Genomic DNA, 17,526 nt, shown 5'->3' on the forward strand with positions numbered 1-17,526 from the left:
TTCCTTAACGTTGCGTGAGTTCGAGAAGAACCGAGATGACCCCGAAGAAAATCGCGATGGAAGAAAACAGCATCGCCTTGGAGGACCAGCGGTTCAGAGCGGCATCGAAGTTGACGGCGCCGTTGCTTAATGTGGTTTTTTGCCGGGTCCAGCTCTGCTGGTCCATGTGGAACAGGGCATAGACTTTCATCAGCGAGCCGATGATCTGGTTGTAATAAAGAACGAACGGGTACACCGGGCTGACCGGGTGGCCGGCGAACAGAAACAGCACGGTGACGAGGCTGCGCGACAGCAGTACCCAGAACAGGTACACCAGCAGGTACTGGATGCCGAACACGATGCCGGCGACCACCGAGGCGCTCAGGCCCATCAGGCAGGTCCACATCGACACCCGCTGATCGAGCAGCACGTACAGGGTGAACAGGCCCAGGCGGGCGCGGCCGAGCAGGGCGGTGGCACGGAAGTTCTGGCGCAGCGAGTTGCCGTACCAGCGGAACATCAGCTGACGGGTGGCACGCCAGAAGCTGTTGTCTGGCGGATGCTCGACGGTCAGGGTGTTGCTGTCGGGCACGTAGAAGGTGTCCCAGCCGGCGCGCATCAGGCTCAGCCACGACGACTTGTCGTCACCGGTGAGAAACTGAAACCGCCCAAGGCGCCAGTGCTGGAGAAAATCCGCCTCGACGTCGCGGATGAAGTCCGGGTCGGTCATGACGCTGGCGCGAAAGAACGACAGCCGCCCGGTCAGGGTCAGCACCCGGTGCGACAGGGCCATCGAGCACATGTTGATGTGCCGCTGGACGAAGCGCATCGAGTGCCACTGGCGCATCAGGTTGCTGCCTTCGACTTCGCAGAACTCGTTGGTGGTCAGGCCGCCGACGTTGGGCAGGTAGGCAAACAGCTTGACCGCGCTCTCGACGCAACCGGGCAGCATCATGGTGTCGCCGTCGACCACGCCGACCACCGAATCTTCCAGCGGCATCTGCCGTGACAGGGCGCGAAAGGCATGGGCCAGGCCGTCACGCTTGCCGGTGCCGCGGGCGCGGACGATGACCAGCTTGATGTCGTCGCGATCCTTGACCTCGTTGCGCATGATCTCTTTGATGAACTGCTCGTCGCCTTTCTCGACGATCGAGGCAATCACCGTGCACGGCACCTTCAGCCGCTGCACCTCCTGGAACACCGACTGGTAGACCTTGAAGGTGGTGTGGGTGGGGATGCGAAAACTGGTCACCACCATGAACATGTGCGCCGGCAGCGCCGCATCGCCCATGCGCTCGACCGCCTTGCGCATGCGCGGGAACTTCCAGTGCAGAAAGTACATGCCGCGCAGGTAGTGGACGATGGCGTTGCCGTAGCGCCACATGCCCAGTGCACCGATGATGAAGATGAACTTATGGTGCGCAGGGTCGAGGTACTGCGGTGCGACCATCTCCGACGCCAGCGCGATCAGGCCGAACAGGCAGGCCCAGGCGCAAAACCGCGCGCCTGCCTGCAGGTAGTCCGGCCGGCCCGAGGGCGGCTGTTGCTGTCGTTCCATGTAGTCGTTGCTCCTGTGTTCGGGCCACGCCCGGCTGAATGACATGCGCACTTTTCGCGCCGGGCCAAGACAAGGTCGGCCGGGCAGGAGGCAGGTGGGCAGTCAGTCAGGCGGGGCGCCTGGGTGAATCGCCGGGTACTCTCTGGATGGAGTACTGGGGCCTTACCAGCAGATACCTTCACGCTGGGCATCGCTGCCGTGGGCCATGAAGCCGACCAGGTCGATGATCTGCTTGCCGCCGCTGGCATCCAGGGCCTGGGCGAAACGGTCATCGTTGTTGCCCAGCACCACCACCTCGGCTTCGCGGATCACCTGCTGCAGGTCGTTGCACAGCAGCGACGAAACGTGAGGGATCTTCGACTCGATGTACTCGCGGTTGGCGCCGAACACCCGTGCGTACTCGACGTTGGCGTCGTAGATACTCAACTCGTAACCCTTGCCGATGAGCATTTCCGCCAGCTCCACCAGCGGGCTCTCGCGCAGGTCGTCGCTGCCGGCCTTGAAGCTCAAGCCCAGGAGGCCGATGCGGCGTTTGTCCTGGCGGGTGATCAGCTCGAAGGCGTTCTTCACCTGGTTGCGGTTGCTGGCCATGATCGAGGCCAGCAGCGGGTGCTCGACGTCCAGCTGGCCGGCGCGGTAGGTGAGGGCGCGCACGTCCTTGGGCAGGCACGAGCCACCGAAGGCAAAACCCGGGCGCAGGTAGTAGCGCGACAGGTTGAGCTTGTAGTCCTGGCAGACCACGTCCATCACCTCGCGGCCATCGACGCCGGAAGCCTTGGCAATGTTGCCGATCTCGTTGGCAAAACTGACCTTGGTCGCGTGCCAGACGTTGCAGGTGTACTTGATCATCTCGGCGACTTCGATCGACTTGCGGATCACCGGCGCGTCCAGGCCCTGGTACAGCGACTGCAGCAAGTCGCCCGATTGCGTGTCCAGCTCGCCGATCACGGTCATGGCCGGGAAGTCGTAGTCCTGGATCGCGGTGCTTTCACGCAGGAACTCGGGGTTGACCGCCACGCCGAAGTCAATGCCGGCGCGCTTGCCGGCGTATTTTTCCAGGATCGGGATCACCACGTTCTTCACCGTGCCGGGCAGCACGGTACTGCGCACCACCACGGTGTGGCGGCTGGCCTTGTCGCGCATGGCGGTACCGATTTCGCGGCACACCGCCTCCATGTAGACCAGGTCCAGGTCGCCGTTCTTCTTGCTTGGGGTACCGACGCACAGCAGCGACATCTCGGTGGCCAGCACCGCGGCCTGGACATCCGTGGTGCCACGCAGGCGGCCGTGGCGCACGCCATCGAGCAGCAGTTGTTCCAGGCCGGGTTCGACGATGGGTGACTTGCCCTGGTTGATCATGTCGATCTTGGCTGGCGAGATATCCACGCCCAGCACCTGGTGCCCACGCGCGGACAAACAACCGGCACAGACAGCGCCTACATAACCCAATCCAAAGATGCTGATATTCATAGTTCCCTCTCCCAAGGTTCAGCAAAAGCTGACCGAGATACTCAGTTAAACGGCATGGTTGACGCGGCAGACGCGCAAGAAAAAGCAGCGCGCTAACAGGAGGCGATGCAGGCGTTTTCGTTGTCTTATTACATCCTAAGGGAGTTTTTTTAACTTCGGCAAGCTGTCTCTAACTCTGAGTTGGATAAAGTTTAAAAATGTTTTGTTAAAGGTTAAAAACCCTTATAAATCAACAATTTAAAGTTTGATATTAGTTGGGCGTCAAAAAACCGATATCGTCTTTTTGCCGTTAAAATGACGTCAGAAAGCCGTTGCTTCGACGGCTTTCGGCGTTTTTCAAGGTTTTTTTGACGGGCTTTTCCGGTGTCCTCTTGAACTTCTTTATTCTCTGCGCGCTGTTGTAGTAGAGCGTTGAAATTCCCCGGGTGATGGCATTTTGGCTAGCAAGGGAAGTTGTCCGGAATTATTAATGCCTTGTGCGTGAAGTTCAGGCGTGAATTACAGGGTTTGCGGCGCTTGTCCTGACAACTGTGGACAGGTAGAGCGGGCGTCGACTTGTGCAGCGGAGCTGATCGCGGCATAGTTCTGGCTTCGTTCGAGGCACGCCATTGAAGGTTGTGTGCTCATCCATCCGGATGCTGGATAAGGGACGCCAAGCAAATGAACGGAATCGGTTCGCGTATCAGGGAAGAAAGAGAACGGCTGGGCCTGACCCAGCGGGTATTTGGCGACATCGGCGGGGTCGAGCCCAACGCCCAGGGCAAATATGAAAGCGGCGAGCGTACGCCCAAGGCCGACTACCTGGCGGCGGTGGCGGCGCGCGGGGTCGATGCGCTGTATGTGTTGAGCGGGGTACATACTCCGGTTGCGCACGGCAGCCTGAACGCCGAAGAAGAACAGCTGCTCGGCAGCTTTCGCCTGCTGCAAGCAGCCGACCAGGCTGCCGTCCAGCAATTGCTGGGCAGCCTTGCCGAGCGTGTACAGCGCCCGCCGCTGAGGGTTGGCGGCCATGAGCGGGGTATCTATGGGCGGTTGTCTGGCAAATGAAAAATGACGTCAGGCAAATGACCTGTTCCGTTAGGTCTACGGCTCTATTTTTTGCTAAGGTGGCGGGATCCAATTACCGCCGCAGTGCGAGGTGTCTGCTTGATTAGGGTGCTGGTGGTCGATGACCACGATCTGGTGCGTACGGGCATCACGCGCATGCTGGCCGATATCGACGGTCTGCAGGTGGTGGGCGAAGCCGACTCTGGCGAGGCATCGCTGAAGGTTGCGCGCGAACTCAAGCCCGACGTGGTCCTGATGGATGTGAAAATGCCCGGTATTGGCGGCCTGGAGGCGACGCGCAAACTGCTGCGCAGCCACCCGGACGTGAAAGTGGTGGCGGTGACCGTCTGTGAAGAAGACCCGTTCCCCACTCGGCTGTTGCAGGCCGGCGCCGCGGGTTACCTGACCAAGGGTGCAGGGCTGGATGAAATGGTCCAGGCCATCCGCCTGGTGTTTGCCGGGCAGCGCTACATCAGCCCGCAAATTGCTCAGCAGCTGGCGCTCAAGTCGTTCCAGCCGCAAGGCTCGCCGTTTGACGCCCTGTCGGAGCGGGAAATCCAGATTGCCCTGATGATCGTTGGCTGCCAGAAGGTGCAGATCATCTCCGACAAACTGTGCCTGTCACCGAAAACGGTCAATACTTACCGTTACCGGATCTTCGAAAAACTCTCGGTCACCAGCGACGTCGAGCTGACGCTGCTGGCGGTCCGCCACGGCATGGTTGACGCCAGTCTCTGAGCGCATTCATGACAGCTGTGTTCGATTCAAGCGCATTCCTGGCGACCTGCAGCGGTCGCCCGGGCGTCTACCGGATGTTCGACGGTGAGGCCCGGCTGCTGTATGTGGGCAAGGCCAAGAACCTCAAGAAGCGCCTCGCCAGCTACTTTCGCAAGACTGGCCTGGCGCCGAAGACGGCTGCCCTGGTGGCGCGCATCGCCCAGGTCGAGACCACCATCACCGCCAACGAGACCGAGGCGCTGCTGCTTGAGCAGACCCTGATCAAGGAATGGCGGCCGCCGTACAACATCCTGCTGCGCGACGACAAATCCTATCCTTATGTCTTCCTCTCCGATGGCGACTACCCGCGCCTGGGCATTCATCGCGGGGCCAAGAAGCAAAAAGGCAAGTATTTCGGCCCTTACCCCAGCGCCGGCGCCATCCGCGAAAGCCTGAGCCTGCTGCAGAAGACCTTTTTCGTCCGTCAGTGCGAAGACAGCTATTACAGCAACCGCACCCGGCCGTGCCTGCAATACCAGATCAAGCGCTGCAAGGCGCCCTGTGTCGGCCTGGTCGAGCCTGAGGAGTACGCGGTCGATGTGCGCCACTCGGTGATGTTTCTTGAGGGCCGCAGCCACCAGCTGACCAACGAGCTGAACGCCGAGATGGAACAGGCGGCCATGGCCCTGGAGTTCGAGAAGGCCGCCGAACTGCGCGATCAGATCGCCTTGTTGCGCCGGGTCCAGGACCAGCAGAGCATGGAAGGCGGCAGCGGCGACGTCGATGTTGTCGCGGCGTTCGTCAACCCCGGCGGCGCCTGCGTGCACCTGATCAGCGTGCGCGGCGGGCGGGTGCTGGGCAGCAAGAACTTCTTCCCCCAGGTGGGCATCGAGGAGGAGGTGGCTGAGGTCATGGCCGCGTTCCTCTCGCAATATTACGTGGGCAACGCCGAGCGCGAGCTGCCCGGCGAACTGATCGTCAACGTGGTGCACGAGGACTTCGCGGCCATCACTGCCGCCATCGAAACCCTGCGCGGCCGTGAGCTGACCATCAGCCACCGGGTGCGGGGCACCCGTGCGCGCTGGCAGCAACTGGCGGTGACCAACGCCGAACAGGCGCTGGGTGCACGCCTGGCCAACCGCCAGCACATGGCTTCGCGCTTCGAGGCGCTGGCCCAGGTCCTGGCCCTGGACGAAACCCCGCAGCGCCTGGAATGCTACGATATCAGCCATTCCAGCGGCGAAGCCACCGTGGCCTCGTGCGTGGTGTTTGGCCCGGAAGGGCCGCTCAAGTCCGACTACCGGCGCTACAACATCGAAGGCGTGACCCCGGGCGACGACTACGCGGCCATGCACCAGGCCCTGACCCGGCGCTTTGGCCGGCTCAAGGACGGCGAGGGCAAGCTGCCCGACGTGCTGCTGGTGGACGGCGGCAAGGGCCAGTTGAACATGGCCCGGGAAGTGCTGCAGGAACTGGCGGTGCCCGACCTGATCCTGCTCGGGGTGGCCAAGGGCACCACGCGCAAGGCCGGTTTCGAAACCCTGTACCTCAATGACGTGGCCCACGAGTTCACCCTCAAGGGCGACTCACCGGCGCTGCACCTGATCCAGCAGATTCGCGACGAAGCGCACCGTTTTGCCATCACTGGCCACCGTGCCCGCCGTGGCAAGACCCGCCGCACCTCGACCCTCGAAGGTGTCGCTGGCGTCGGCCCGAAACGCCGCCGCGACCTGCTCAAGCACTTCGGTGGCCTGCAGGAACTGACCCGCGCCAGCGTCGAAGAAATCGCCAAGGCACCGGGAATCAGTAAAAAGCTTGCCGAGTCGATTTATGCCAACCTGCATAGCGAGTAGAATGCTCGCTCACTTTGCAGCCAGTTGTGCCGATGAATATTCCAAATCTGCTTACCGTTCTTCGCGTCCTGCTCATTCCGATCTTCATTTTGCTGTTCTATGTTCCGTATCACTGGAGCTATATCGCAGCGAGCAGTGTCTTCGCCATCGCCGCGGCCACTGACTGGCTGGACGGTTACCTGGCCCGTCGCCTGCAGCAGAGCACGCCGTTCGGTGCCTTCCTGGACCCTGTGGCCGACAAGCTGATGGTGGCCGTGGCCCTGGTCCTGCTGGTGCAAGTGCACGCCAACTTCTGGCTGACCCTGCCGGCGGCGGTGATCATCGGCCGCGAGATCGTGGTCTCGGCCCTGCGCGAGTGGATGGCGGAGCTGGGGGCCAGGGCGCACGTCGCGGTGTCGAACCTGGGCAAGTGGAAGACCGCGGCGCAGATGCTCGCCCTGGTGATTTTGCTGGCCAACCCGCCGGTGCTGACCTTCTGGGTGATCCTCGGCTACGCCTTGCTGATGATCTCGGCCGGCCTGACCCTGTGGTCGATGGTGCACTACCTGCGCGCCGCCTGGCCGCACCTGCGCGAAGGCTCGGAGCAGAAATAAAGCTTTTTTGAATCAAGGGCTTGACGAGATTTATTGAATCGTTACAATAGCCCCCATCACGACGCGGGAATAGCTCAGTTGGTAGAGCACGACCTTGCCAAGGTCGGGGTCGCGAGTTCGAGTCTCGTTTCCCGCTCCAGTTATAGATCTACAGAGTTCCATGGAAGTCTGTAAGTCGTTGAAAAAAGGGCCGAAAGGCCCTTTTTTCGTTCCAGCGAAAACCACCGAAAACCGGGGGTAGCCGGACAAAATGAGTCCAGAAATGAGTCCAGAATTGGAAATCGGCTCATTCGGTTTTCCGGTGGAGCAGCGCAGATAACGAGACGAGCATTTGGCCTCTGACAGATTCAGGAGGTCACCATGGCACTCACGGAAATGGCGATTCGGCATGCTCGAGTCACCGCCAAGGAGTTCACGCTCGCTGACAGTGATGGCTTGTTCCTCAATGTCACTGCCCAAGGCAGCAAGATCTGGCATTTCCGGTACTACTGGGAGGGCAAGCAGAAGCGCATGTCATTCGGTAGCTACCCGCAGGTTGGTCTGCGTGATGCGCGGGAGCGGCGAGATGAAGCACGAGCGCTAATTGCCCAGGGATGCAATCCCTGCGAGCAACGCAAGCAACAGCGTCTTGCTGTACGTCTTTCCAGCGATCAAACCTTCGATGCAGTCTTCAACCAGTGGATTGCCTTTCGCAGGCTTAGCCTGAAAGAGGGGCGGCAGAGCACGCTGTCGCAAATCCTGCGTATCTTTGCCAAAGACATCCAGCCCTACATCGGTGAGCACTCGATCCATGAGATCAACCGTCATGTGCTCATGGATCTGCTCAGTCGTATCGAGTGCAGAAAAGCCTTCACGACTGCAGAGAAGTGCCGGACCTGGCTAAACCAGCTGTTTCGTTATGCGCTCGTGCGAGTGCCGGGGCTTGAGCACAATCCAGCCGCGGACCTCGATGTGGTGGCAGTGCCCAAGCCGCCTGTGGAGCACAACCCGTTCTTGCGCATGGACGAGCTTCCGCACTTCCTGGTCAAGCTGCGTGCGTTTCGCGGATCGCAGCAGGCGCAACTCGGTATCCGGCTGTTGCTACTGACCGGGGTGCGTACCGGTGAATTGCGGTTGGCGACCCCTGACCAGTTTGATCTCGAGCGGCGGCTTTGGATTATTCCGCCGGAAGTGGTCAAGCAGCTCCAGCTCAAGATGCGCAAAACACGTCGTCATGCTTCCAAGGTGCCTCCCTACATCGTTCCACTGTCCATCCAAGCGACCGAGGTGGTGCGATTACTGCTCGACCAGGTGGTGCCTGCTCAACGGTATCTGCTTACTCACCGAAGCGATCTCAACAAACGCATTAGTGAAAACACACTCAACAGTGCGCTGCGACGCATGGGGTTCCGGATGGCCTTCCCCTGTTGTCGTCTTGCTTGGCCTTCGACTGTTGTCGCCTTGCTTGGCGTTCGCTCGAATACATTTCGTACAGAGCCTAGAGTGAAATCCGTTCTAGCTGCGGGGCGACATGTGTGCTCCAAAACCGCTGCAGCGGCAAGCACACCAGGTAGTACATGAGCCAGCACGCATAGATGCTGGAATGCAGGTAGCAGGTACCGGATGCCAGCTTGCCGTGTGCTAGCTCGTGGCGCAGGCAAGGGCTGCCTTTGAGATTGAACAGCAGGTCAATCGTGTAGATCAGGTCAATGCCAAAAACCGACTCCAACTGCTCTCGTCGGTTACTCAGCAGCCCACTGAGCGACCGGTCTTCTTGCAGCATCTCTTCGTCCAGTTTCGATGTATCGATGCCAGAGTCACTGAGCACATGGCGTAGCGAGTTTTCGAGCTGTGGGAACAGCAGATGGCAGGCGGACATCATGTCGCCCTGAAGGAAGCGCGCGAGGCCCAGGGCATAAATGCTCGAACCCTGACCGCACGAATGGGCTAGCTGATCCTGGAAGGCAGGGAGAAGGTTGCGCAGGCGCAAGCGGCCATCGGCTGCATGCAACAGCAGGGTACTGATATTGCCGGCACGGTCGTTGGATACGATCAGATCCAGGTGTTGAATGACGGTGGTAGAGATCACCTGCCCAGGTGTGGTGAGCCGCTGGGCGATGAGCTCGTAGCTGCCGGCCTCACGGGATGCGCACAAGGCGTAGTAGCTGGAGAGCGCCGGTTGGCTGTCCAGGTCCAGCAGTAATACACGCAAGCCCGCATCGACGAGGACTCCGCCCAGGTTGGCGGCGACCGTGGTCTTGCCCACGCCGCCCTTGGTCGAGATCAACGAGAGGACGTTCATGGCGCTACTCCCTGGCTGACAGTCGATCCTGGACCCACTGTTCGATTTCCAGCGAATCCCAGCCGACGGCGCGGGTACCGATGCGCCGGCATTGTGGAAACTGGCCGACCTTCATCAGGTTGTAGATGTGCGAGCGCTTGAAACCGGTTTTTTGTTCTACTTCATCACGACGCATGATGTGGCGGTCGGCAGGCAGAGGGGTAGGACTGGTCGGTTGCATGATGTCACTCCATAGTGCCATGTGGCGCGCAGTGGGATGTGACAGTCAGTGAAGGCCTGCTGGGGCGAGAAGTCATTGCCAGGCAATGGCCGCCATTGCCTGGCAATTCAGCGCTAGGCCCCTACCGCCTGGGCAAACAGACGGCGAGCCAGCGCAAATTTCCGATCAAGGGTGCGTTTGCTCAACCCAGGCATATTTGGGAAAAGCGTGGTGATGGCATCGACCACTGCAGCCTGGGTTTTATAAATCGACCGTGGTTGACCGCTTCTTGACTTGTCTAGCATGACCACTAGCAGTGCGCCAATAATCGTGTGGTGCACGCTGGCGGAAGCCTCGGAAGCGGGCCCAACTGCGTCGAGTTGTACTGCGCACTCGTGCTCTTGTCGCTTATAGGCCTCCATTTCTTCGACAACGGAGTCGTAGGCCTGACGCAATTTTTCGCATTCACGCATGTGGAAGTCTCGTTCCGCTTGCACAGCCAAATATGCGTTCAGATTCACGCACTCGAGATGGTCAGTGTTCTTGGGGAACAGGAACGCGGGTTTCTCTTCCGGGTAGTTCTGAGCAAACCAACCCCGCAGGTCGGCACGGCGAATCGACCAGTAGACACGTTCGGCGTGGTCGTTGAGTGTAATGGGCCCACCAAGGAAGGAGGCCGGTAGCTCGCCACAGGTTATAGCCTCGTAGATCCGCTCAACATGAAAGTGTAGGTAGGGCCACTGTGGAAAATACTTGAGCAGCTCACCTGAATGGGTAATCTCGACCTGCAAGATTTCCGCCGTGTGGTCGGCGAGATCGCACCAAAGGATCGCGGCATCGATGGGGTGGTAGCAGCTCTTGATCGGGTCCATGCCGAGCAGCCTCCTGCTGAAAAAACTGGTCGCTGGCGGGGCTGCAGTCATGGGCCTCAGTCGAGCGAGCCATTTCTGATAATCCTTTTCGGATCCAATGCTGGTGACAGTGCTGTGGACGATTGGTTCGGTGTTGCTGAGGTCGCTGCGACAGATTTTGACGTTCTAAATCTGGGGGATCTCCTTTGGAGTCAAGGGGTGCTTTGCACGTAGGTGTTGCCTCTCTGCTATTCAACTTGTCTCACGCGCTTGAGCTACCTCCAACAAATTGTGTGTCTTTCACCCTGTCCAGGAAACGATCAGTAAGCATAGGTGCTTTCACTTCGATCTAACGGCCAGCGTCCGCTGCGGGTAATCCGGTGCTTGCTTGGCAGGTACTGGCAGCTCACGGCTTCAGCCTCGGCGCGAGTCTGTGCAACTGCTAGCGAGCGGACCGACCTGGAGCACCTGGACAAATCGTTCCTCATGCTGACAGCCTGTGCGTTGGGCCTACTGAGGTTGCTTGTGTGTAAGCCCGCCGTGGGCATGCCTTTTTTGATTAGTTGTGTCTGCCATATCGTATTTCGCGAAGCGCTACTCCAAGGTGAAATTTTACTCCATTTGCCTGGTTGCCAATACCCATGCCGAATGATGTGATCGGCAAACTGACATAGTTAGCAATCAGTGTTAGCAATCAGTTGCTCCCTGAGCTTTTGACGAACTAGCGCCGGTTGAGGGTCGTACCGCTATTGAGCTGGAGTTCGTAATGAAATATCAGCGGCAGAGTTAGTTGGTACACTTACAGGCTGCCGCCCCAGCGCTGATGTTACGACCGAAAGTGCGGGTTGAGGTGGCTTGATCTCGTCATCCTTCATAGCGTTGCAGAATCCTTTAATGGCTTCGCCAACGTCTGCGCCGAGTCCTTTGAGTTTCTTGGTGCCGAAAACGAGCACAACGACTACCCAAACTACAATCCAGTGTTTCCAATCCATGATGGCCATTACTACCTCACAGCAGGCCGTCCAGAAATGCTTGCAACTGGGCACCACGGTTGCCAGCGTTGCCATCAACCAAGGCTCAACGTCAACGTGACTCGCAAATGGCTACTGACTTGGCGCGGCCAAGGTTCTGGATAACGCCTGAAACGCTGGGTCGTGCTGACGCGCTACCTGGCTGATGGTGCTGTGCCTGTTGGCAACAACCAGGTCAGGCCGTAGGCGCTGGACGTTCCAACTGGGTGTCCGCCGGATCTCTGCGTAGCGGTAAACGGGCGGCGGCGATCATGAGCCTTATCCAGTCGGCACGCATGAATGGGCTGGATCCGTATGCGTATCTTTGGGCCGTTTTGACGCGTTCGACCCCCTGGAGGTTGGCTCAACGCAGATGGCGCTTAGGTTTCACGTAGCACATTTTCTGCGCTCTTTGCGGCAATTGGAACGACCTATGGTACCGGGGACGGTTCGACCACATTCGTATTGCCTGACTTGCGAGGTGAGTTCATCCGCGGCTTTGATGGCGGCAGGGGGTAGATGCTGGGTGTACGTTTGGATCGTCGCAAAAGGGCACCCTGCACCCCTACGGTACCACTGACAATAAAGCCAACGGCATCTGGAGTGCTTCAACCACACAAAACTCTGGTGCAGCATCGCAAGTAGCAATGGGTGTAGACCCGTATTCGACCATTGATTACCCGACTGTTACCGCCGGTGGAGTCGATGTGACAGCCAATTATGCATTACCGGGTCTCGCCGGCGACCGCAGTTACTCAGGCGTCTCGCGGCCACGCAATATCGCGCTACAAGCACTGATTAAGTATTGATCTTCTCGCTCTTAAAACTCTCATAACTCCGGCGGTGTACTCCCACTATGCTGCCTTTGTGCTCTCCGACCTGCTCGCACGGGAGAACTGGCGAAAGCGTATGGCCAAGCCCGAATAGCAGGCCTGGCGTTCGAGGCGTCCTATACTGCTCTGGTCAAATAACCGGAGCAGCAGCGTGAAGAAGACCCTGGCGGGAGTTATTGAGGCTGGCGAGCCGCTGATTCAACAGGCTATCGATGCGCAGCGCCGCTACCATGCAGCCCAGGACGCCGGCCAGTCGGCTAAGGAAGTCGAGCGCCTGCGCCTGGAGGCTGAGTCGCTGTATCAGGCTGTCACCGAATACCAACTGCGATCGCTGGGTGAGTCTGCGCGCTCCCTTCATTAAATAGTCTGGTACCGGCGGAGTGGTTTATGGAGCCGCGCTAGGCGAACCTGCCCCAGCGACGGCTCAACGAATTGCCGCCATCACCGATGCCGGCGACCAAGGATTAATTGCCTTGCGGGCGTGCCAGACCTACGTCCGAGACATCGAGCGGTGAGCTGGAAAAAGGTAAGCTCAGGCAGCTGCTTTCGACCGGTTGAATCCACAACCCAAAGCGGCCTTACGGAATTTTGTACGCAATTGGAGGCAATTCACTAGGCGATGAGCTGTTCGATTTAGGGGAGGGCGAATCTTGTACCCCAACCAATGCTGGTCCACGCTACTGAACATCCGGTAGGTGCAATAGTGTATAAGGAAATTCGCTGGATATTTCAAATTCTTCCAAGGGCAGCTAGTTTTCTGGGGTGAGAGCTTTGTGCTCGCCCTATACTGAAAAGGTAAATAATATTGGTGAGTGCGCTGGTGGAATATTGAAATTAAGTTGCTAATGGTGAAGGCGCTCTTGGAGGTTTCTGCGGGAATATTTATCTATAATGCTTGGTGTCGTGAAGAGGATCTGTAATGAATGCCTTATTAAACGAACTTCACGCCTATCATCATGATGTGGCTAAAAATATCACTCAGATCAAGGAGTTGCTGAGGAGAATTAGGCATGAACCCGATGCGGGTGATGATTGCAGTCTTTTGTTCAAGAAGCTGGAAGCCTTGCATGGTGATGCAGAGCGGCACCATCATGAAAATGAAGAGCTCATCCGACGGGCCTTGCTAGCGACTGAGGCACCGATCCACCAGCGGGTCAAAGATATTGAGCGAGATCATCAGGCATTCGGGCGAATTGCTGGGCAACTGAAGATGTTGGAGGACACAACAAAGGAAGCGAGAGTAATCGCTGATACCATCGATGATTTTATCAAGAAATATTACGATCATATGGACGCTGAGGAAAATATTTTCTTCCCGGCGGCAGCTAAGTGGCTGTCTGACGCCCAATGGCAAGATATAAAGCGTCAATGGCGTTAATTGGTATTTGTCATGCGTCTTCAAGAGGTGGCTGTTATTCAGTGCTTTGTCTCGCTAAGTGATTGCGTGGTGTCAATATATTAACTGGCCAGGTGCTCCATATATCGATTGCTCCTCGTTGCAAGCCCCTTTGCTTTTACGTTTCGCGCTGACTAGGGCTTGTACGAAAGGTCGCCGAGCGGCGATTAGGTAAGGTGAATACTGGCTAGGTGTTATTCCGGGATCGAACACCTAGGCGGCGCTTTGCTGACTGGCAACTTGTGGCCGTTTTCTGCTTGGTGCGAGGTCAGATTGACCCAGCGAAGCCCGAATCCGACGGCAATCTTGCCGATGTCATGGAGCAGGGCGCCGTAGGCAATGGTAGCGCTCCAGGCGTCGGCCAGTGTGGCCTGGCCTTCTGGGACGGCACCGTTCGGTAGCAGATATGACTGACGCAACTTCAGGCTGCAGGCGACCAGTTCCAGGCCGTGGTCGAGCATGCCGTCTGGATAGGCATGATGATGGCTTTCGCTGGCCGGGAGTTGCTGCACATAGCTGGCGTAGCGGCGGATCGGCTCGAGGTAGAGTTATCGAACCGGGGCTGGGAGAGGGCAGTGCATTGCCAGATGCGCTCCAGCAGCCTTTTCCGGTGGTCAGCGACGAGCAGTGATTCGGGGGATAGCGGGAGGAGAAAGCCTTCGGCGACTGGAGCAAGAGCAGACTCCTTAGCATTCAATCATGTAGAACACCATGTTTGATGGTTCTGAGGGTATGCAAAATCCATCTAGTTGGGTTGATAAGGCTTGGCGTTCATCCGTCTCAGCCGCTAGCTCAGCATGAAGGGAGGAGATCTTTTCACGGAGCTTTTCTAGATCGCGTCTTGTAGTTTCCAATTCCGCCTTTTGCACCAAATAGACACCGAGACTGATGCACTGGCTGTGGTCATTGTACTTACTGAGCAAAAAGCCGGGCTTATCATCTGGATAATATCGGGCGATCCTTAATGATTTCCGCTTCGTGCGAGGCAAGATCGCACCAGTAAATCGCTGCATCTAAGGGGGGTAGTTAGACCATGGAGCGACCTCCTATAGTATCGTCCATGAACCGGAGGCGAGCGAACCACCCTCCACCCTTGTTCGACCAAATTCTAGATCAGAAAATAGGATTTTTGGATCAATTTTTTCATGACATTGTTTTTTGTTTTTGGTTCCTTTCTCGCATGCAGAATCTAATTTCAGCCGGCTGACAAAATGGGCTCGTTTTGCGTAGGCGTCCGGCTAAATAACCTTTACTTAAGGGAGGAAATAACTGTCCGGTGCGGTTGGTAGTAGCGAGTCTAGTTACGTCAAGCTTTTCGGATGGCTAGAGAGTTGTGTTTTCATCTGCACCCACCTATGTGTTAATAATTATTTAGTACTATTCTCCCGCTGAGTCGGTAGTTGCGAAAGACTTAATGTAGTGTCCGGGGTTAGTTGACTACTAGACTAAGTCCTGATGAGGACATGTCCATCCTCCTTTAGCGGCTCGATCCAGTGTTCACCTTGTACACAGGCGCAAAGACGAGGGTAGAGGGTGTTTGCGCAGAGGGCTGAACGGGTGCCATGGGGGTATCTCCGAAGCGATCGAGAGGTTGCAAAGCCCCCTCTATACACCAGTCACAACCTGCGTGTTTGATTTACATCAAGTGAGGATGCATCCTGAAACCTGCGTCGTTAGAACGGGCAATCGTGCATTCAAGGATATGGCTATCTGCCACTTCGTTTCTCGCCTAAAATAAGGTTTCGCAGGGATGCCGCCCACTCGTACCAATGGAAGAGCCGCTGACGGGCCGGTGCGTTCGTCAGAATACGAGCGTGCCAGATGATATCCGGGCCGCTAATGTCTTGTTCAATTGGAAATGTTCGAATGTCCTCCGGGTCCTTTCCCAGACCGAATCTGCGTACGCTGCTCTTACTGTTCACCTTGTTGGCCAGTTTGGCGACGCTTCTAAACGATCTATACGTCACCTACCGTGTCCAGCGCGAGATCCTTGTGCACAATGTACTGGAAGCCAATCGCGCCTATGCGGCAAAAGTTGCCCTGTCGATTGGTCAGAGCCTTGGCGCTGATCTTGACCGGCTCAATTACAGTGCCAAGGTCCTGGGCCAGGACTTCCCGTCACAACAGCGGCGAAATGACGAAGTCCGGCGTCTGGTGGAGCAGGACCAAAGTTTCAACACTGTGGTGATTGCCGATGCACAAGGGGAGGTGCTGGCGTCCTATCCACCGGTTTTGGGGTTAAAGGGGCAAACACTGCGCTCAAAGGAGCCGCTCAAGCGCAGGCAGGGGATGATCAGCCCAGCGTTCAGCTCGCTTGCCGGGAATCTGATCGTGTTTGTTTCCCAACCCATCTGGAACTCCCAAGGGGAGTACCTTGGATTGGTGGGGGGGACCATTTATCTGCGCGACGCCAACGCGCTCAATGAAGTCGTCAGCAAGCATTTCCAGAAAGATTCAGACGTGTACCTAGTGGACGGTCAGCGCCATTTGCTGTTTCACCCTGATCCTGATCGTGTCGGCCAGGTAGTGGGCGCCAACGCGGCAGTCGATGCTGTACTCGGCGCAGAGAGTGGGGCGCTGCAGGTTGTCGATGAAGGGACGCAGATGCTCGCGGGCTTCGCGGCGGTCGCTCACAGTGGCTGGGGAGTGATCTCCCAGCAACCAATGAGTATTCCTGCCAGCGCATTGAGAGAACTGATGACCCGCGTGGTGCTCGGCATCATACCGATGAGCCTGTTGGGTATTGTCCTTATCTGGTGGGCGGCTTCGCGCATCAGCCGACCGTTGAGCAGGCTTGCCGATCTTGCCGAGCGGATGGAGAACATTCAGGGTATTCGTGCGGTACATGCGTGGTACTTCGAAGCCTGGCGCATTCGCCGGGCGATGCTGATGGGAGCATTGCTGACGCAGGAACGCATCGGCACGCTCAACCATCAGGCCTTGAGTGATCCGCTCACAGGCTTGGCCAATCGGCGTGCGCTGGACGATTGCCTGCGCGACTGGCAGTTACTGGGCAAGCCATTTGCGGTCATCAGCATGGACCTGGATCACTTCAAACAGGTCAATGACAACTTTGGTCACGATGCCGGCGACAAGGTGCTTACGGCGTTTGCTCGGTTGCTGCGGCAAAACTGTCGTGACCGCGACATTGCCTGCCGGGTGGGCGGTGAGGAGTTCATCCTGTTACTGCCACTGACCTCCCTTGCCGATGCCACCGATGTGGCGCAACGGATCAGACGCTCAATGGCCGCGCTGGATGTCCCCCCGGTCGGCTGCACGACGCTCTCGCTCGGGGTCGTCTGTTGGTCGCCAGAGGATGACATTGAGGCGACATTCAAAGAGGCCGATGCCTGTCTTTACCGAGCCAAGCAGGCTGGGCGCAATAAAGTCGTCGCTGCGGTGCACGAGCACCTATGAGACCGTTGTCACCGGGCCTTTCTACGACTCCTGGCCCTGGCGGTGTCAAGCCGCGGCACCATTCATGGCGCCACCCTCGGTAACGACGTCAACCTGCGCGACTTTGAAGGGCGCAGCCCCGTGCTGCTGTCCAAGTCCAAGGACAACAACGTGTCCACCGAGTTCGGGCCGCTGCTGCGCTTGTTCAACGAGACCTTCAACCTTGATGACGGGCGTGGCGCCGAGGTGAATTAGCGCGTCGAAGGCTTGGACAGTTTTGTACTCAAGCGCCTCAGCTCAATGCGCCAGATCAGCCGCGACCCGCTTGACCTTCGGTATCTGC

At 57.9% G+C, this 17,526-nt stretch carries 13 protein-coding genes, 1 tRNA gene and 6 pseudogenes; 13 read left to right on the plus strand and 7 right to left on the minus strand.

The window, feature by feature from the left end:
• Positions 1-4: 4 nt before the first annotated feature.
• Both KHO53_RS21855 and KHO53_RS21860 read right to left on the minus strand, forming a co-directional pair.
• Positions 5-1,537 (minus strand): glycosyltransferase, encoded by a 1,533-nt coding sequence (locus KHO53_RS21855; protein WP_213570826.1) that lies wholly within the window; start codon positions 1,535-1,537, stop codon positions 5-7.
• Between the two features lie 162 nt (positions 1,538-1,699).
• The gene (locus KHO53_RS21860) at positions 1,700-3,007 is read right to left on the minus strand and encodes a nucleotide sugar dehydrogenase (RefSeq protein ID WP_010221875.1); all 1,308 of its coding nucleotides are present in this window, start codon (positions 3,005-3,007) and stop codon (positions 1,700-1,702) included.
• Positions 3,008-3,667: 660 nt separating this feature from the next.
• Between KHO53_RS21860 and KHO53_RS21865 the strand changes: the two genes are divergently transcribed.
• The 6 genes and pseudogenes from KHO53_RS21865 to KHO53_RS21890 form a co-directional block, all read left to right on the plus strand.
• Complete coding sequence (locus KHO53_RS21865; RefSeq protein WP_010221876.1) at positions 3,668-4,054, plus strand: helix-turn-helix domain-containing protein; 387 nt, start codon at positions 3,668-3,670, stop codon at positions 4,052-4,054.
• Positions 4,055-4,153: 99 nt separating this feature from the next.
• Complete coding sequence (gene gacA / locus KHO53_RS21870) at positions 4,154-4,792, plus strand: response regulator transcription factor GacA (RefSeq protein WP_010221877.1); 639 nt, start codon at positions 4,154-4,156, stop codon at positions 4,790-4,792.
• 8 nt (positions 4,793-4,800) lie between these two features.
• Positions 4,801-6,624 carry an excinuclease ABC subunit UvrC gene (gene uvrC, locus KHO53_RS21875; protein ID WP_036995958.1) on the plus strand — a complete coding sequence of 608 codons (1,824 nt, stop codon included), beginning with the start codon at positions 4,801-4,803 and terminating at the stop codon, positions 6,622-6,624.
• A 32-nt stretch (positions 6,625-6,656) separates the two neighbouring features.
• On the plus strand, positions 6,657-7,217 hold the full coding sequence (gene pgsA / locus KHO53_RS21880; protein WP_010221879.1) for a CDP-diacylglycerol--glycerol-3-phosphate 3-phosphatidyltransferase: 561 nt from the start codon (positions 6,657-6,659) through the stop codon (positions 7,215-7,217).
• A gap of 63 nt (positions 7,218-7,280) precedes the next feature.
• Positions 7,281-7,356, plus strand: a tRNA-Gly gene (locus KHO53_RS21885).
• Positions 7,357-7,577: 221 nt separating this feature from the next.
• Positions 7,578-8,609 (plus strand): annotated as a pseudogene (locus tag KHO53_RS21890) (tyrosine-type recombinase/integrase); the annotation flags it as partial.
• Positions 8,610-8,694: 85 nt separating this feature from the next.
• Here the strand turns inward: KHO53_RS21890 and KHO53_RS25695 are convergent.
• The 4 genes from KHO53_RS25695 to tatA form a co-directional block, all read right to left on the minus strand.
• Complete coding sequence (locus KHO53_RS25695; RefSeq protein WP_249684638.1) at positions 8,695-9,498, minus strand: ParA family protein; 804 nt, start codon at positions 9,496-9,498, stop codon at positions 8,695-8,697.
• 4 nt (positions 9,499-9,502) lie between these two features.
• On the minus strand, positions 9,503-9,718 hold the full coding sequence (locus KHO53_RS21905; RefSeq protein WP_213570827.1) for an AlpA family transcriptional regulator: 216 nt from the start codon (positions 9,716-9,718) through the stop codon (positions 9,503-9,505).
• A 113-nt stretch (positions 9,719-9,831) separates the two neighbouring features.
• Positions 9,832-10,569 (minus strand): hypothetical protein, encoded by a 738-nt coding sequence (locus KHO53_RS21910; protein ID WP_213570828.1) that lies wholly within the window; start codon positions 10,567-10,569, stop codon positions 9,832-9,834.
• A 725-nt stretch (positions 10,570-11,294) separates the two neighbouring features.
• A complete protein-coding gene (gene tatA, locus KHO53_RS21915; RefSeq protein ID WP_213570829.1) occupies positions 11,295-11,549 on the minus strand; it encodes a twin-arginine translocase TatA/TatE family subunit in 255 nt (84 codons plus the stop codon).
• A gap of 138 nt (positions 11,550-11,687) precedes the next feature.
• Here tatA and KHO53_RS21920 point away from each other — a divergent pair.
• From KHO53_RS21920 to KHO53_RS21935, 5 genes and pseudogenes are all read left to right on the plus strand, one after another.
• Positions 11,688-11,953 (plus strand): annotated as a pseudogene (locus KHO53_RS21920) (transposase domain-containing protein); the annotation flags it as partial.
• Position 11,954: 1 nt separating this feature from the next.
• Positions 11,955-12,077, plus strand: a pseudogene (locus KHO53_RS21925) (phage tail protein); the annotation flags it as partial.
• Positions 12,078-12,542: 465 nt separating this feature from the next.
• Positions 12,543-12,752, plus strand: a complete 210-nt coding sequence (locus KHO53_RS21930; protein ID WP_213570830.1) for a hypothetical protein — start codon at positions 12,543-12,545, stop codon at positions 12,750-12,752.
• Between the two features lie 10 nt (positions 12,753-12,762).
• Positions 12,763-12,906: pseudogene (locus KHO53_RS25700) on the plus strand (lysis protein); the annotation flags it as partial.
• Between the two features lie 404 nt (positions 12,907-13,310).
• On the plus strand, positions 13,311-13,769 hold the full coding sequence (locus KHO53_RS21935) for a hemerythrin domain-containing protein (protein ID WP_213570831.1): 459 nt from the start codon (positions 13,311-13,313) through the stop codon (positions 13,767-13,769).
• Between the two features lie 314 nt (positions 13,770-14,083).
• On the opposite strand, the pseudogene KHO53_RS21940 reads toward KHO53_RS21935, so the two are convergent.
• Positions 14,084-14,484: pseudogene (locus KHO53_RS21940) on the minus strand (TraI domain-containing protein); the annotation flags it as partial.
• Positions 14,485-15,653: 1,169 nt separating this feature from the next.
• Here KHO53_RS21940 and KHO53_RS21945 point away from each other — a divergent pair.
• Together KHO53_RS21945 and KHO53_RS21950 are read left to right on the plus strand one after the other, a co-directional pair.
• Entirely contained in the window at positions 15,654-17,204 is a 1,551-nt protein-coding gene (locus KHO53_RS21945; protein WP_213570832.1) for a sensor domain-containing diguanylate cyclase, read from the plus strand.
• A 30-nt stretch (positions 17,205-17,234) separates the two neighbouring features.
• Positions 17,235-17,516: pseudogene (locus KHO53_RS21950) on the plus strand (fumarylacetoacetate hydrolase); the annotation flags it as partial.
• Positions 17,517-17,526 lie beyond the last annotated feature (10 nt).

Origin of the sequence: Pseudomonas sp. RC2C2 (genome assembly GCF_018390435.1) — a bacterium.
GTDB classification, from domain to species: Bacteria; Pseudomonadota; Gammaproteobacteria; order Pseudomonadales; family Pseudomonadaceae; genus Aquipseudomonas; species Aquipseudomonas donghuensis.